The sequence below is a fragment of the Polaribacter sp. ALD11 genome, from assembly GCF_002831685.1.
GTDB lineage: Bacteria > Bacteroidota > Bacteroidia > Flavobacteriales > Flavobacteriaceae > Polaribacter.
The window spans coordinates 503133-520011 of sequence record NZ_CP025119.1 but is presented as its reverse complement, the minus strand read 5'-3'; the positions used below and the strand labels follow the sequence as shown (position 1 = coordinate 520011).

At 29.7% G+C, this 16879-nt stretch carries 16 protein-coding genes and 2 pseudogenes; 7 read left to right on the top strand and 11 right to left on the bottom strand.

From position 1 onward, the window contains the following. The first annotated feature begins 57 nt into the window (after positions 1-57). Positions 58-324 carry a hypothetical protein gene (locus tag CW731_RS02180; RefSeq protein WP_100945185.1) on the top strand — a complete coding sequence of 89 codons (267 nt, stop codon included), beginning with the start codon at positions 58-60 and terminating at the stop codon, positions 322-324. Here CW731_RS02180 and CW731_RS02175 read toward each other — a convergent pair. From CW731_RS02175 to cysS, 4 genes are all read right to left on the bottom strand, one after another. Beyond that, entirely contained in the window at positions 321-632 is a 312-nt protein-coding gene (locus CW731_RS02175; protein ID WP_100945184.1) for a DUF6787 family protein, read from the bottom strand. The genes CW731_RS02180 and CW731_RS02175 overlap by 4 nt on opposite strands. Before the next feature lie 6 nt (positions 633-638). Next, positions 639-1472 carry a prolipoprotein diacylglyceryl transferase gene (lgt, locus tag CW731_RS02170; RefSeq protein WP_100945183.1) on the bottom strand — a complete coding sequence of 278 codons (834 nt, stop codon included), beginning with the start codon at positions 1470-1472 and terminating at the stop codon, positions 639-641. 96 nt (positions 1473-1568) lie between these two features. Further along, the gene (gene yidD / locus CW731_RS02165; RefSeq protein ID WP_100945182.1) at positions 1569-1802 is read right to left on the bottom strand and encodes a membrane protein insertion efficiency factor YidD; all 234 of its coding nucleotides are present in this window, start codon (positions 1800-1802) and stop codon (positions 1569-1571) included. A gap of 111 nt (positions 1803-1913) precedes the next feature. After that, a complete protein-coding gene (cysS, locus tag CW731_RS02160; RefSeq protein WP_100945181.1) occupies positions 1914-3392 on the bottom strand; it encodes a cysteine--tRNA ligase in 1479 nt (492 codons plus the stop codon). Between the two features lie 396 nt (positions 3393-3788). On the opposite strand from cysS, the gene meaB reads away from it, so the two are divergent. Then, on the top strand, positions 3789-4856 hold the full coding sequence (meaB, locus tag CW731_RS02155) for a methylmalonyl Co-A mutase-associated GTPase MeaB (protein ID WP_100945180.1): 1068 nt from the start codon (positions 3789-3791) through the stop codon (positions 4854-4856). A gap of 97 nt (positions 4857-4953) precedes the next feature. After that, positions 4954-5463, top strand: coding sequence for a DUF3124 domain-containing protein (locus tag CW731_RS02150; RefSeq protein ID WP_100945179.1), 510 nt, complete (start codon positions 4954-4956; stop codon positions 5461-5463). A 164-nt stretch (positions 5464-5627) separates the two neighbouring features. On the opposite strand, the gene CW731_RS02145 is transcribed toward CW731_RS02150, so the two are convergent. The 4 genes and pseudogenes from CW731_RS02145 to CW731_RS15935 form a co-directional block, all read right to left on the bottom strand. Next, positions 5628-7853: a TonB-dependent receptor plug domain-containing protein gene (locus CW731_RS02145; protein ID WP_100945178.1), complete on the bottom strand. Its 2226-nt coding sequence runs from the start codon at positions 7851-7853 to the stop codon at positions 5628-5630. 29 nt (positions 7854-7882) lie between these two features. After that, positions 7883-9178: a lipopolysaccharide assembly protein LapB gene (locus CW731_RS02140; protein ID WP_100945177.1), complete on the bottom strand. Its 1296-nt coding sequence runs from the start codon at positions 9176-9178 to the stop codon at positions 7883-7885. Positions 9179-9320: 142 nt separating this feature from the next. Further along, a pseudogene (locus CW731_RS15725) lies at positions 9321-10202 on the bottom strand (DUF4331 family protein). Between the two features lie 93 nt (positions 10203-10295). Then, a pseudogene (locus tag CW731_RS15935) lies at positions 10296-10568 on the bottom strand (DUF4331 family protein); the annotation flags it as partial. Between the two features lie 191 nt (positions 10569-10759). Between CW731_RS15935 and CW731_RS02125 the strand changes: the two are divergent. From CW731_RS02125 to CW731_RS02110, 4 genes are all read left to right on the top strand, one after another. Further along, entirely contained in the window at positions 10760-11578 is an 819-nt protein-coding gene (locus CW731_RS02125) for an ion transporter (protein WP_100945174.1), read from the top strand. A 1-nt stretch (position 11579) separates the two neighbouring features. After that, the gene (gene miaA, locus CW731_RS02120; protein ID WP_100945173.1) at positions 11580-12506 is read left to right on the top strand and encodes a tRNA (adenosine(37)-N6)-dimethylallyltransferase MiaA; all 927 of its coding nucleotides are present in this window, start codon (positions 11580-11582) and stop codon (positions 12504-12506) included. Beyond that, positions 12496-13770, top strand: a complete 1275-nt coding sequence (locus CW731_RS02115) for a DUF2254 domain-containing protein (protein WP_100945172.1) — start codon at positions 12496-12498, stop codon at positions 13768-13770. The genes miaA and CW731_RS02115 overlap by 11 nt, the downstream gene beginning before the upstream one ends. Positions 13771-13852: 82 nt before the next feature. Next, entirely contained in the window at positions 13853-14371 is a 519-nt protein-coding gene (locus CW731_RS02110; protein WP_100945171.1) for an OmpH family outer membrane protein, read from the top strand. Between the two features lie 79 nt (positions 14372-14450). On the opposite strand, the gene CW731_RS02105 is transcribed toward CW731_RS02110, so the two are convergent. From CW731_RS02105 to CW731_RS02095, 3 genes are all read right to left on the bottom strand, one after another. Beyond that, complete coding sequence (locus CW731_RS02105) at positions 14451-14675, bottom strand: hypothetical protein (RefSeq protein ID WP_100945170.1); 225 nt, start codon at positions 14673-14675, stop codon at positions 14451-14453. A gap of 91 nt (positions 14676-14766) precedes the next feature. Beyond that, entirely contained in the window at positions 14767-16146 is a 1380-nt protein-coding gene (locus CW731_RS02100; RefSeq protein ID WP_198519842.1) for an MATE family efflux transporter, read from the bottom strand. 126 nt (positions 16147-16272) lie between these two features. Next, a complete protein-coding gene (locus CW731_RS02095; RefSeq protein ID WP_100945169.1) occupies positions 16273-16839 on the bottom strand; it encodes a fasciclin domain-containing protein in 567 nt (188 codons plus the stop codon). Positions 16840-16879 lie beyond the last annotated feature (40 nt).

The window sequence follows — 16879 nt, the reverse complement described above, 5'->3', positions numbered from 1 at the left end:
TATTGAATTCTATACAAAATAAATATTTTTTGGCAAGAGTTTTGAATAAGATATTATATGAATAATAAATACAAAAAATTGGCAGCAAGCCTTGTGTTAGACGCCATTGGTTTTATACCAATTCCTTTTATAGATTTTCTTTGGGCTCCATTATCTGGTTATATCATGACTAAAATGTATAAAGGCAAAGAAGGTAAAGTTGCTGGTATTATTTCTTTTTTCGAAGAAATTCTTCCTTTAGATATTATACCTACATTTACAATTATGTGGGTTTATAGCTACGTAATAAATAAAAGAAAAAATGAAGAATTAATAGAAAATTAACCCTTCGCTTTAAATAAAAAGCCCAAACCTAATCTGCTTAAAAATTTCTTTTCAAAAGCCCAGAAAAATTTGAATTGACCAAAAAACCAACCTACAATTGGTAAGGTTAGTTGATAAATAGGAAATATAAGTAAGATTCTTAAAGGCCAATAAATAAAACCCGAAATAGTTTCAGGATTTAAACCCAAAAAATTAGTAATGGGTTTTGCTACCCAGGTGGCAAAAGATCCATTAATTGCGAAAACAATAAATATGGCCAAAATAGACCAATTACTTTCTATTCCCCAACGTTGTTTTAATTTTTCCATAAAAATCTAAGCTACTTTTTTTGATTTTCTAACCATTAACCAAACTCCAATTAAAACTAAAGGAATACTTAAAACTTGCCCTGTATTTAACGGACTAAAAACCCATTCTTGTCCTCTTTCTTGCACTTGTGGTTCTTTTAAAAACTCTATTATAAAACGTAATGACCATAAAACTACCATAAATACTCCAAAAAGGAAACCTGTTTGTTCTTTTTTATTTGTTTTCCAATATAAATGCCATAATACAAAGAACAATGCTAAATAACTAAAAGCTTCATATAATTGTGTTGGATGTCTTGCAACTGTTTCTCCTGCTGCTTTAAAAATAACTCCAAAACTAGATCCTGTTTCTTTCCCGTAAATTTCTGAATTGAAAAAATTACCAAAACGAATGAAAAACCCTGCCAAAGCAACCATAATAGCCAATCTATCTAAAATAAATAACCAAGGTTTGTTTAAATGTTTTTTAGCGTAGAAATACATCGCAATAGGAATACCTATTGCTGCACCATGACTGGCGAAACCTGTATACCCTGTAAATTTCCAACCTTCTGCAGAATTTTTAAATGGCAAAAATATTTCTAATAAATTGTTCTGATAATAATCCCAACTATAAAAGAAAACATCTCCTAAACGCATTCCTATTAACATAGAAAGAAAAACATACATAAATAATGGATCCATCTTTTCTACAGGAATTTTATCTTCTACGTAGATTTTTTTCATGAAACGCAATCCTAATAAGAAAGCAGTTACAAACATTAAGCTGTACCAACGAATTACAAAAAAACCTAAATCTATTCCTATCGAAGGATTCCACTCTATTGCTAAAAAATTCATATATTTTTCTATATCTGGTCAAGCGCAGTCGAGACCTATTTTATATTAATGTACTTTTAATAAACCTCTCGACTACGCTCGAGGATACAAAACTATTTATTCTTTCTTTTCTGGTACAGGATCATAACCACTTCCGCCCCATGGATGACAACTAAATATCCTTTTCAAAGCCAACCAACCACCAGAAAAAAGACCGTGTTTTTGCAATGCTTCTATTGTATAATGCGAGCAGGTAGGACTATATCTACAAGTTGCTGGTGTAAATGGTGAAATTGCGCTTTGGTAAAAACGAACAAGTAAAATAAAAGGATATGAAAGTATTTTCTTCAAAAATTATAGATTTAAGAATTGTAAAAAGAAATTTCTCAACCGCTCCTCTTTTGAAATGACATTCCTACTTAAAAATTTGAAACTCATAATTTACAATTCGTAATTATCTATTTAATTTACTAAAAACGTTGTGCCTTCTTTACCATCTTTTAATTGAATTCCTAGCTCAATTAATTCATCTCTAATTTGATCTGATAATGCCCAATCTTTATTTTCTCTTGCTTCTTTTCTTAATTTAATTAATAATGCTACTACTCCATTTATTTTTTCTGAATTGTCTTGTGAATTTTCATTCATCAAACCTAAAACATCAAAAACAAATCCGTTTAGAGTTTCTTTAAATTCAAGTAAATCTTCTGCAGTTAAACTTGCTTTTTGGTCTTTTATTTGATTGATTACTTTTACAGCATCAAATAAATTAGCAATTAAAATTGGCGTATTAAAATCGTCATTCATTGCGGAATAACAAGCTTTACTCCAATCTTGAATGTTAAAAGTAGATGTTTTGCCAGCTTCAACATTCTCTAAAAAATTAACAGCTTCCATCAACTTTCCGTGTCCTTTTTCCGAAGCTTCTAAAGCTTCACCAGAAAAATCTAAAATACTTCTATAGTTTGCCTGCATATTAAAGAAACGAACAACACTTGCTGAAAATGCTTTTGGTAAAATGTCATTTTCTCCAGATAAAATTTCATTAGGTAAAATAAAGTTTCCTGTAGATTTTGCCATTCTTTGGCCATTTAAAGAAAGCATATTTGTATGCATCCAATAGTTAACAGGCGTTTTACCACTACATGTTTTAGATTGTGCAATTTCACATTCGTGATGCGGGAATTTTAAATCCATTCCACCTCCATGAATATCGAACTGCTCACCTAAATATTTTGTACTCATTACAGAACATTCTAAATGCCAACCAGGAAAACCATCACTCCAAGGAGATGGCCAACGCATAATATGGCGTTCATCTGCTTTTTTCCAAAGTGCAAAATCTTGAGGATTTTTCTTATCTGATTGTCCGTCTAAAGTTCTAGTATTATGTAATAAATCTTCCACTTTTCTTCCAGAGAGAATTCCGTAATTTTCTTTTTTATTGTATTCTAAAACATCAAAATACACAGAACCATTTACTTCATAAGCAAAACCTTTTTCTATGATCTCTTTAATCATTTCTATTTGTTCTACAATATGACCTGTTGCGGTTGGTTCTATACTTGGTGGTAAAAAATTGTAATTTTTAAGCACATTATGAAAATCTACAGTATAGCGCTGTACAACTTCCATAGGTTCAATTTCTTCTAAACGTGCTTTTTTAGCAATTTTATCTTCACCTTCTTCGGCATCATTTTCTAAGTGACCTGCATCAGTAATATTACGTACATAACGTACTTTGTAACCTAAATGCAATAAATAACGATACACAACATCAAAAAACATAAAAGTTCTTACGTTTCCTAAATGGGCATTACTATAAACTGTTGGGCCGCAAACATACATGCCTACGTAACCTTCTGTTATGGGTTTGAAATTCTCTTTCTTTTTAGATAGAGAATTGTATACTTTTAATTGATTTTCTTTGTAGCGTTCCATTAAAAAAAGTGACTAATTACAGGGGATAAAGATAGGTACTTTTAAAAGAATAGAGAAATGGAATTTGTTAGAAGTTTGCCTAAAAAAGAGTTGACAAAATTAATATTCCATTTCCTTGTATTTAATGGTAAAGAATTGGTTATGATTGGGTTTATTACTTCTCTCTCATCTTAAAGGCAATATATTTATAATATATTCTAAAATTGATAAAAAAAATTATAGTGAATAGTAGAGAATTTCTGCAGAAACTTACAAAGGTTAATCTTCATATGTATTCAGTTCAATTACCAAAAATTTAACCTGTCTATAAATTAGAGAAGCTTTAGTTAAATCTAATAAAGTGATAACACATAAAATATCATTATTTATTTATAAATTTACATATTAACTTTTACAATGGATATAAAATCTTCTGCATTACACGAAAATGAAGGCGTTTCACCACCAGAAACGACCAGTAAATCTTCTGCGGAAAAAATAAAATTAAACAGAGCCAAACAAAACTCTGTAGATGAATTTGTTGCTAAAATTTTAGAAGGAAATATTACTTTTCTAAGCAGAGCAATTACGTTAGTAGAAAGTACAAATGCGAAACACCAACAAAAAGCAAATGAAATTTTAGAACGTTGTTTGCCTTATGCTAATAATTCTGTTAGAATTGGAATTACAGGTGTTCCTGGAGTGGGAAAAAGTACGTTTATTGAAACGTTCGGAAAACACTTAACTGCGCAAGGAAAAAAAGTAGCTGTTTTAGCAGTTGACCCAAGTAGCTCTGTAAATAAGGGCTCTATTTTAGGTGATAAAACTAGAATGGAAGAATTGGTTACCGATAAAAATGCATTTATAAGACCTTCTCCTTCTGGAACTTCTTTAGGTGGTGTTGCACAAAAAACACGTGAAAGTATTATTCTTTGTGAAGCTGCTGGTTTCGATACTATTATTATTGAAACGGTTGGTGTTGGTCAATCAGAAACGGTGGTGCATTCTATGGTAGATTTCTTTTTATTATTAAAACTATCTGGTGCTGGTGATGAATTGCAAGGAATAAAGCGCGGAATTATAGAAATGGCAGATGCAATTGTTATTAATAAAGCCGATGGTGAAAATAAACAAAATGCAAAAATTGCCAAAGTTGAATTTAATAGAGCACTGCATTTATACCCGCTAAAAGAAAGTAAATGGCAACCAAAAGTTTTAACTGCAAGCGCTTTGCATAATTCTGGAATTGAGAAGATTGATACGATGATTTCTAACTATATTACACTAACAAAAGAAAATAAATATTTCGATAAAAAAAGAAATGACCAAAATAAATTCTGGCTGCTATCTACCATTGAACAGCAACTAAAGGCTAATTTTTATCAGAATATAAAAATTAAAAGTGCTTTAGAAAATGAAATTATAAACTTAGAAAGTGGTAAAACAACTCCTTTTAATGCGGCTAAAAGGTTGTTAGATTTATAATCATTTAACTTCTTGCTAAATCTTTAAAGATATTATTTTGCTAAAAACTATTACAAATACTATAATCCTATTATTTACATAAAAAAATCTCTTCAAAATGAAACTAAAACATATAGGTATTGCTCTTCTTTTTTTACTTTTCAGCTGTAATAAAAAGAAAGAAATTAGTTCTATAAACACTGAAAACTGGACAAAAAGGGCTATAAATATCAGCAAGAAAGATTCTCTTAAATATGGTAAATCTTATCTTTCTATTTACTCTCAAGTTTACAGCATGTCTGAACACAGAAAGCATAATTTAACAGCAATGATTAGCCTAAGAAACACTAGTGATATTGATTCAATTTACATTCTAAAAGCAGAATACTACGATACACATGGCAATTCAATTCGAAAATATTTTGATTTCCCAATTTTTTTAGCACCAATGGAAACTACAGAAATAATTATAGATGAGATTGATGTTTCTGGCGGAACGGGTTCTAATTTTATTTTTGAATGGAAAACTCCTAAAAACACCCCAGAACCTATATTTGAAAGTGTAATGACATCTACAATTGGCCAACAAGGCTTATCTTTTATAACTCAAGCAAAAAGAATTAAATAGTATCATATAAATTTTCCTATTCTTTTTTAATAGTACGCTTTCCTCACTATTTAAGATTAAAAAATGGTGAAAAAGTTAAAAAAAATACCTGCTACAAATTGTAACAGGCATTTCATCCAACTAAAATCAACCAAAACAAACATGGTTAAAATATTTATATTATTCTAAAACGTATATGTAATGCTCGCTTTCGCAAAAAACGGTGTTCCTGGTATAAAATGAATTTCTTCTACTGAATTTGCTTCATTTTGTAATCTCGATTCTGTTGCAAACTGAGTTTCATTCCAAGCAACATCAAAAATATTTTCTACAGCCACCCCTAAAGTAATATCGTTCATTTTATAATTTACATTAAAATCTGCTATAAAATAACCGTCTGCAACGATAGAATTGTCTTCGTTTGCAGGTCTATCATCAATATATCGATATTGTAAACCTCCAGAAAAGTTTCCTAAGTTAGCAACAGACAAACCACCAACCATTGTAAAATCTGGCGCTAAAGGTATGTAATCTTGTCCGCTTACATTTTCTAAACTTCTTGCTTTTGTGTAGGTTAAATCGGTATTAAAAAACAACCAATCTGTAAATTGATATGTTATACCAAGATCGAAACCGAAACGTTCAGACTCTCCAGATGGCTCTACAATACCAGCGTCACCAACATAAACAAATTCTTCTTCAGACAATAAATACCAAACAGCTGTATTTAAAACCATATTTTTTGTAGGCTTCCAAATATTCCCAAAATCTAAACCGTATGCTTTTGGTAAAATTTTATCTGCATTTTGTTGTAAAACTACTCTTGTATCATTAGAGTGAAAACCAATTCCTGATTTTAAAAACCATTGTAAGTTATTATTCTGAGCATACAAAAAGTTTAATTTAGGCGTAACAATTGCCTTATTTTTAGTTAAGGTTTCATAATTCGTTTTTAAAGCATCGTTGTAAATAAATTTAAAATAATCTAAACGAACCGCTGGTGAAACTTTAAATTTTCCTAACTCAAATTCAGAATTAAAAAACGCATACATATTGGTTTGTTTTACATCTCCTAATTGAATTCTGTCTATAACTTCTTTTCTGTTTTTTGTATGAGAAAGCTCTACATCATTAATTAAATCGTAACGTAAACCAGCACCTTTTGTAAATTTAGCTTCTATATCTCCAAATTCTTTATTCGAAATTATTTTAGCATTTGCTCCAAAAATATCTCTGTTTTCAAATTGTCTTATTTGATCTCCGTTTATAGGGTCTTCTAAAAAGAAAGTAAAATTAGAAAACAATTCAAAATTGTATTTAGAATAAAAAACATTGGTTTTTAGAATAGACTCCTCAGACAATGTTTTCTGCAATTGAACATTAAAATTAGTTCTAGAAGTCGTTCCTCCTTCGGTGTCATCTATTGCGCCAAAACGAGTTATATTTCCGTTTTTAACTTCTCTTTCTGGTATCTGACCAGAAGCGTCCCAACTACTTGTAAAGTGAGAAGCTGTTAATGTAACTTTGTCTTTTCCATTTAAAAAGGTATTGTATTTTCCGAATACATTTAACCTGTTAAAGTTTTGTGGTGACTCGAAAGGACCATCATTTGAAATATATTCTATAGCTACATATGCATCTTCGTTTTTTTTGTTTTCTAAAAGATTGAACATACCTAAAGTTCTTAAAGAATTAAATTGACCTACTTCTAAAGAAACTGTGCTTTTCTGAATGCTGTTTTTTGTTGAAAAATTGACATAACCAGCAGTATTAAAATCACCTTGATTTGCATAATAAGGTCCTTTACCAAAATCTATTTTTTGAATAGTTTCAGGAATCATAAAGTGTAAATCGCTATACCCTTGACCATGAGCATGAGAAACCATATTAATTGGCATTCCGTCTACAGAAAGTGCAATATCGGTACCATGATCGATGTCGAAACCACGTAAAAAAATCTGTTCTGCTTTTCCACCACCAGCATGCTGCCCAATAATTAAGCCAGGTACTTTTCTTAGAATTTCTTGAGAACTATTTACAGGGTTTACTTGTAAATCTATCTTAGAAATAGTTTGTAAAGCATTAATTTCTTTACGTAAAACCAATTCTTCTAATTGAAAAATCTTTGTTTCTAAAAGAACAATAAAGTTATTAAAGTTCTTTTTAGAAAGTATAATTTCTTGCTTTTGAAAACCTAAAATTCCAACTTGAATCGTATCTCCAATTTTAGAACTCATTATTTTAAAATTCCCATTTAAATTCGAATGTGTGTGAGAATTTGATGTAACGTTAAAAACATACGCATTTTCTATTGGTGTATTAAAAACATCTAAAACACGTCCTTTTAATTCTTGCCCAAATATGTGTATACAATTTGTCAAAAGAATAAATACAATCAGTTTACTTTTCATTATTTTATATTTTTATTTGACCTGCGAATTTAGATATTTTTAATGTCATTTTCAAATAAAGGACCTAATTCGTATATACTTTCTAATAATTCTTTTTTCAGTAAAATTGCGGCGTCTAATTTACCATTTGCTTTTAAAATATAGGCTGTATGTAATAATGCTTCTGGCTCAAAAGTTTTGTTAATTACATGATTCTCTGTAATTAATAAAGCTTTTTCTTTTTGTCCGTTTTTAAAGTAAGACCAAGCTAATAAATCATACGATTGAGCTGTAGGTCTTTCTGAAACTTCTTGTGTAGCAATTTCTAATGCTTTTGCTTTTTTAGAAGCATCATCTGCATATAGTAAAACATCATATTTATGATACATTACTCCGTAATTTGTATTTGAAACTTGTGCTAAATATTTATCGACCTGCCTATCTTTTTCTTCTGATTTCCCCATAAAATCTAATATTTCAGCTTTTAATAGGTGATAATCTGGTGCTTTATTTTCTTCTGTTACGGTTTCTAGAATTCTTAATGCTTCTGCTGGGTTTCTTTCATAAGAATACACAACCCAAGCAATACCTTTTTTAGCATAACTATCATTAGGGTTTAATTCTAATGCTTTTAAATAACCACTGTAAGAATCTTTAATTCTACCTGCATGCCCATAATAATCTGCAAGATTTGTATAGTTCCACTGCACTAATGATTTGTTATTTGAAGATTTTACGATTTCTAAAGATGCTTCTAAATATTCAATAGCTTTGTCTAAATTACCAATATGATCATTGTATTTAGAAATTCTAATTAAGTAATCGAAGCTTTTAAAGTTTTTTACTTTTGATAAGTACTTGTCTGTTTCTTCTAAATTTCCTAATTCTAAATTTACATCAATCAACATAAATTGAGTTTGTTGTAAATTTTCACCATTTACTTCAGCTTTTTTAAGTAATTCTAAAGCCTCTTTAAACCTGTGTTGCGAAATGTAATTTCTAGATAAACTTCTTAAATAACCAGCGTTATTATAATTTGTTCTCTCATTTACTAAAACTAAGTTTTCTTCCGCTTGTTTTAGTGACTCAATTTCTCCTGTTAATTTAAAAACAGCATTGTTTGCAGCTGCTAATTTTGCGTAATACGGATATTGACCGGGTGTTTTTTCTAACTTTTGTTTCCAAAAATTAAAATCTGTCTGTATGTTTTCTAAAGATGTGCTTTCTGAACCTAATAAAAATTGTTCATAATCTTTAGTATTTGTTATTTGTTTGTTTGTTGATGTATTGCAACTTGTTGCGATAGAAAAAGTTACAAATAATAAAATTAGTTGGAAATATTTCATTTTTTGTATTTTAAAAGTGATTAAATAACTGACGTACTTTACGAGGGAAAACACGTCAGAAAAATTAAAAATATGAGATGGTATTCTTTAAGTTTATTACTGGCACAAGTTCCCCCAAACCTGTGCCAGATCTAAACAGCTTCTACCAAGGTGAAGCTAAATAAGGAAAACTTGTTAAAAATTCTTTATCATTTGCATCTACGTTGTCATTAGATAATGTAGGGTTCTCAGAATCAGTTAATCCTGTTTCACCACCAAAAATCAATATCAGCTCTACAGTAATTACATCATCTGCCAACGCTCTTCCTGTTAAAAGGTTTGTACCGTCGTAAAAAGTTGTAATGCCATCTAAAGAAACATTTAAAACATCTGTAGCTAATAAACTTGTAAAAGCTGCAGCATCTTGTCCTAAAGCATTTTTATCTCCCATGTTTGCAAAAGCAGGACTTAACCCTTTTAAATTTGTTTCAAACATTGCTTGAAACTTTGCATTTTGTTCAGACGGAACTGTTACATTAAATTCATCTTTACTTGCTGAAGAAGTAAATACCGTATTTACTGCTGGCCTACCCATTTGATCTTTCTGGACAAAAGTTCCAGAAAAATCTGTTTTTATGATTACTGGCTCGTCATCATTGTTGTTACAACTTACGAATACTATTGAAGACATTAATAAAGCTGCCGTATATTTTATAAAATTAATTTTCATGATATTATGTTTTAAGTTTGTTAATTATTGTTTTACTTTAGCTTCTACCCAAGTATTAATTTTACCTGATGTACCAATCATACTTTTTGGTACTTCAACAACTATAGATAATACGTTGGTACCTGCAAATGTATCTGACCCTGGAGTATTAAAAGCACTTGCTGTTCCTCCTATGATTTCACTATATCTAGCAAAGTCAAAGAAAAAAGGGTCATCTCTTGGTCCTGCAAACATTTTCATTCCAGAAGCATTCGTTCCTATTACTGCACTAGAACCTTTTTTTGAAATAGCTACTTCTCCCTTTACAGATGACATTTCAGAAATTGTACTATTCAATCCTGTAACAGATGGTGCAACTGGGCCGAAGAAATACATTTTACCGTCTCTTGGAATTGCTTGAATAACTAAATCTTCTACATTGTCTCCGTCTGTATCAATATTAATTTCAACCAACACATTCTCGTCAAAATTGGTCGTTTCCGTTGCAGAAGGACTTAATAACCCTTGTACATTCGCTACAAAAACCAAATTACTTGTGTTTTCTGCTTGAAAAGCGTAGAAATCTGTAATATCTGCAGATGTTCCTTTTGCTGCTGGCGCATCAATATGATCTGCCGCTACTGTAACTAAACCTATAATTGCAACAATTACGGTTCCTAATAAAATTTTACTTTTTTTCATTGTGTGAGTTTTTAGTTTATATTTAATTGAATCTCACTCATACTTACGAGATGATTTGAAGTACGGTTTTTAAAAAGAGTGTTTTTTTTTAATATTTTTTCAAAACCCTTGTAAATACTGATAAAATTAATAGTAAAAATTTTTAAACTCAGTAAAAATTTGTAGTATTGTAACAGAAAATAAGCTAAATTTTGAGTGATTCTATAAAAAAACCTTCTTGGAAAGAAAGACTTCATGAAATTATCTATGAAGCAGATACTAAAGAGGGAAAATTATTTGACGTAATATTATTAATTGCAATTCTGGCAAGTATCTTGCTGGTCATGCTAGAAAGTGTAAAAAGTTTTGATAATGCACATCATTCTCTATTAAATATTGGAGAATGGATTATTACTATCCTTTTTTCAATAGAATATATTCTGCGTGTTATATCTATTAAAAAACCATCTAAATATATTTTCAGCTTTTACGGAATTATAGATTTCCTTTCTACAGTGCCTATGTATTTATCTTTATTTTTTATTGGCTCCCAAGGCTTAGTTGCTTTAAGAGCACTGCGTTTGTTACGTGTATTTAGAATTTTAAAATTAGCTAGATATATTGGTGCTTCTAATAAACTAATGTTGGCACTAAAAGCAAGTAGAGCAAAAATTGCTGTATTTTTATTTTTTGTGGTAATTGTATGTATTATTTTAGGGACTATTATGTATATGATAGAAGGTGAAGAAAATGGTTTCACAAACATTCCTGTTAGTATTTATTGGGCAATTGTAACCCTAACAACTGTTGGTTTTGGAGACATTGCACCTCAAACCCCATTAGGTCAATTAATTGCAAGCGCTATTATGATTTTGGGTTATTCTATTATAGCCATTCCTACGGGTATTGTAAGCTCAGAAATGACAAAAACAGATGTAGATACAAATACACAATCATGCCCAAGTTGTCTAAAGGAAACTCACAAGACAAATGCAACCTTTTGTTATAACTGCGGAAGCATATTAAATTAAAATGAACAACTCTAAGAACACCTTAATTAGCATTGTTGGTCCTACAGCAATTGGTAAAACTGCCTTAAGTATTCAACTTGCTAACACTTTTAACGCAAGTATTATTTCTTGCGATTCTAGACAGTTTTTTAAAGAAATGACCATTGGTACAGCTGTTCCTGAACCAGAAGAATTAAAAGCGGCAAAACATTACTTTATACAAAATAGAAGTATTTTTGATGCCTACAATGTAGGAGAATTTGAAAGAGATGCTTTAGAAAAACTAGATGATCTCTTTAAAGAAAACCCTGTTCAAATAATGGTTGGTGGAAGTGGTTTGTATATAGATGCCGTTTTAAAAGGGTTGGATTATTTTCCTGAAGTGGATGTTAAAATACGAGAAGAGCTAACATTAAAACTAGAAAAAGACGGAATTGAAGCACTACAACAACAGTTAAAAGAATTAGACATAGAGACTTATAATACAATTGCAATAGACAATCCGCATAGAATTATGAGGGCTTTAGAAATTTGTATTGGTTCTGGCACTCCATATTCAACCTTTAAAAACAAACCTAAAAAAACTAGAGATTTTAATGTTATAAAAATAGGTTTAAATGCAGATAGAGAAATAATTTACAACCGAATTAACCAACGTGTAGATATAATGATGGCGAATGGTTTGTTAGAGGAAGCAGAAAAGCTATACCCGAATAAAACCTTAAATGCATTGCAAACGGTTGGTTACAGAGAGTTATTTTCTTTTCTTGACGGAACATTTACAAAAGATTTTGCTATTTCTGAAATTAAAAAAAACACCAGACGTTTTGCTAAAAGACAATTAACTTGGTTTAAAAGAGATGAAAATACTTTATGGTTTGATTATTTAACTAATATTGAAACGATTAAAAATAAGATTAGTAAAACAATAACCGAAAATGAAAGATAAGTTTTCAACATTACTAAGTAAAATTTATAATTTAAAAAATAAGATTGCCTTCTTCCCTTCTATTATCGCTTTGGCTGGAGTTCTTTTTGCTTATGTAATGATGTACTTAGAAAATCTTGGTATTTCTGCTTATTTACAAAGTTTTTTACCAGAGCTTGTTATTAATGACAAAGAAACTGCAAGAACTATCTTGTCTACTTTTATTGCAGGTTTAACGTCTATAATGGTTTTTAGTTTTTCTATGGTTATGATTTTACTAAACCAAGCTTCTAGTAACTTCTCACCTAGATTATTACCAGGCTTAGTTTCAAATAGAAGACATCAAGTAGTCTTAGGAGTTTATTTATTCACTATAATCTATTGTATTTTAATTTTAGTTTCTATAGAGCCAAGTGGAGATAAATATCAACTTCCAGGATTTTCTATATTGCTTTCTATTGTGTTTATGATTCACTCATTAGCAGCATTTATTTACTTTATCCACTCCATCTCTCAAGAAATTCAAATAAATAATATTTTATTAAAGATATATGAATCTGCAGAAAAGAAATTACTTCATTTAATTGACGATGAAAAAAGCCTAATAAATAAAACAATAGATACTCAAAATTGGATTCTTCATAAAACAAAATGTACTGGTTATTTTAAAATATTGTCTTTAGACATTTTATTAGATTTAGCATTTGAGAATAACTTTCAATTAGAAATATTAGCTAATAAAGGTTCTTACTGCAGTGAAGATGCTGTTTTATTTAAAACTAATATTGCGATTAACGAAGAAATTTCAGAAAGAATACATGCTAATTTCACTTTTTCTAAAGGAGAATTAATTGACGATAATTATTTATTAGCTTTTAAACAAATTACAGAAGTCGCTGTAAAATCTATGTCACCAGGCATTAATGATCCAGGAACGGCTATGAATGCAATAGATTATCTTTCTGAATTGCTAATTTTAAGAGTTCAGAAGAAAAACATAGATATTAAGCAAAAAAATAATAAACCTTTTGTTCTTGTAAATTCTTTAGAATTCGAAGATTTATTATACAATATTATGGCTTCTTTAAGAACATATTGCACTCATGATATTATTATTGTTACAAAACTACTAACTTCTTTAAATAATGTAAAAAAGAAATCTAAATTTGAAGAGTATACTGCTATTATAGCCAAAGAAACAGACTATTTATTAACAGATGCAAATACTAATATTTCTAATAAAGAAGATTTAAAAAAACTAGAAAACTATGCTTCAACTTTATAAAATAAAAATTTAACTTTTTTTATAAGTAAGAAACTTGGCTAAATAATTCACTTTTATATCTTTGTCATACAAAAATTAAACCATGAAACTAAAAATTACAGTATTATTTATTGCTTTTATAAGTACATTTTCTAGTGCACAAACTAAAGTTGGCACTGTAGATAGTGACTATATCGTTAATTTTATGCCAGAAGCAAAAACCGTTATAGAAATGACGCAAGTTTATGGCGCAAAATTAGATTCTTCTTTCAGTATAAAAGTTGAAGACTTTAAAGTAAGGTTAGAAGATTACAAAGCTAAAGAAAAAGATATGGGTGTTTTAGAAAAAAAAACAATTCAACAAGAGTTAAGTGCTTTGGAACAAGATATTAATAAATATCAAAAAAATGGAAACACTTTAATGGGCTTAAAAAGAGATGAACTGATGCGTCCTTTATACAAAAAATTAAGTGATGCTATTGCCGTAGTTTCTAAAGCAGGAGGTTACACTCAAATTTTAACTACAACAGGTAATCAGTTTGCTTACATAGATGAAAGATTTGACATCACGGACCTAGTCATTAAAAAATTAGGAATTACAATTCCTGAAGCTAAGCAATAAGTTAGAAATAATTATATATTTAAAAACCTCCTATTATAAATATAATAGGAGGTTTCTTTATAGTTTAAAATAGAAGTACCTACTCAAATTCTTTCATCTCCTCATCATAAAAAACGCCTGCTTTATCCATTAAGTCGGCTAATTCCGTAGCAATATCTTCTTCATTTTCTCCTGTTAGATCTTCAAACCATTCTATTTCATCGTCTTTTAAATTAATCATAAAGCGAGGGAATTCTGTATGCAATACAAAAATATCTTCTGGAGAATTACTGTTATCTGCTATTAAAAATTTTGGTAAATTCATTGTAATTATATTATTTGTGTCTGTTCGAACGCAGTCGATAACTAATTTAATTTTTCACCTAAAGACCACTCGCCTGCGCTCGAGGGGTCGTTTATTCTTCTTTATCTTTTATCAACTTTAAAGTTAAGGAATTAAATCGAATGTATAATAAAACGGAAGCTGTTGTTAAACCTGCTAGCAAACCAAGCCAAATACCAAAACTTCCATACATTTCCTCTTTCCCTAAATAATAAGAAACAGGAAAACCAATAATCCAATAAGAAACAAAAGTTAAAATAGTAGGTACTTTTACATCTTGTAACCCTCTTAAGGCTCCTAAAAAAACTACTTGAATACTGTCTGAAATTTGAAAGAAAGCTGCAACTAACAATAAATTTCCTGCAATTGTTATCACTTCCATATTATCTTTATAGTTTGTTATATCACCTAAATCCACATATAAATTTGGTAAACTTTTATGAAATATAAAAAATAATAATGCAAAGAAAACAGCTAATAAAACGCCCAATAGAAAGATAGAAAATGCTATTCTACGCAACTCTTTAAAATTTCGTAATCCTTTTTGGTTTCCAACTCTAATCATAGCAGCCACACTTAAACCAGTGGCAACCATAAACGTCATCGAAGATAAATTTAAAGCTATTTGATTTGCTGCTTGCGGGTTTTTACCTAACAAACCACTTAACCATACAGCAGCTGTAAAAATGGCAACTTCAAAAAACATTTGCATAGCACTTAAAGAACCTAAATTAACAATTCTTCTAATCATTACTATATCTAAAACAAATAATTTTATATTTCTTACAATTGCACTAGAGCGTTCTTTATACCTTAATAATACCCAAAGATAGATTACCATAATAACTCTAGAAATTAATGTACCAAGGGCAGCACCAACCATTCCCATTTCTGGGAAACCAAACTTACCAAAAATTAAAAGGTAATTTAAAATTACATTTATAATGTTTGCAATTAGGGTAGCATACATTGGGTATTTAGTCATCGATAATCCGTCGCTAAACTGCTTAATTGCCTGAAAAATTATTAACGGTATTAATGAAAAAGCAACGATATCTAAATATGGAATTGCCAATTCTACAACTTCTTCTGGTTGTTGCATTAAATACATTAATGGTTTAGAAAAGAAAACAAGTAAGAATAGTAAAATTCCTAAAGTTGAACACAAAAATAAACCATGTTTATATGTAGATTTTGCTTGCTCGAAGTTATTAGAAGAATCTGCCTCTGCAATTAACGGTGTTATTGCTGTAGAAAAACCGATACCAATAGACATTGCAATAAACATAAAACTGTTTCCTAAAGAAACTGCTGCCAATTCTGCTGTTCCTAATTGGCCAACCATAATGTTATCTATAAAACTCACAAAAGTGTGTCCTAACATTCCTAGCATTACAGGTGCTGCTAATTTCCAGTTGTATTTAAATTCTGAGGTGTATTGAGAAATATTCAAAGTATTGTTCTTTTTAAAGACCGCAAAAATACAACTTGTTATTAGAATACTTTACAGCTATTAGCTAAAAATACAAAAAAAGTCACTTTTAAAAAAGTGACTTTTTTTGTGAATAAATATAATTTTCTACATTGCTAGTTTTGGTAATAAAACAGCGTTTACTACATGGATAACTCCGTTAGATTGATTCACATCTGCAATTATAACTTTAGCTTCGCCTCCATTTTCATCAGAAATATAAACCTCTTTTCCTTTCATCCATGCAGTAATTTTACCACCACTTACCGTTTTAATTTCTACTTTTCCGTTTTCTTTTTTAATCAATTTAATAATCTCTTTTGCGCTCCATTTACCAGCAACAACGTGATATTTTAAAATTGACTGCAACTTCATTTTATTTTCGTCCATTAATAAAGTTTTTACAGTACCCATTGGTAACATGTCAAAAGCTTTATTTGTTGGTGCAAAAACAGTAAAAGGCCCTTCACTTGATAGCACATCTACTAAACCAGCTGCTTTTACTGCTGCTACTAATATTGTGTGATCTTTAGAGTTTACTGCATTTTCTACAATGTTTTTAGAAGGATACATTTCTGCACCACCAACCATTTTTATTTTTTGAGCCACAAAAGACTGTCCTAAAAATAATGCAAAAACAAGAACCGAAGTCTTAATAAAATTTATTTTTTTCATAATACGTAAATTAAATAATTAATAATTTTGTTACAATCAC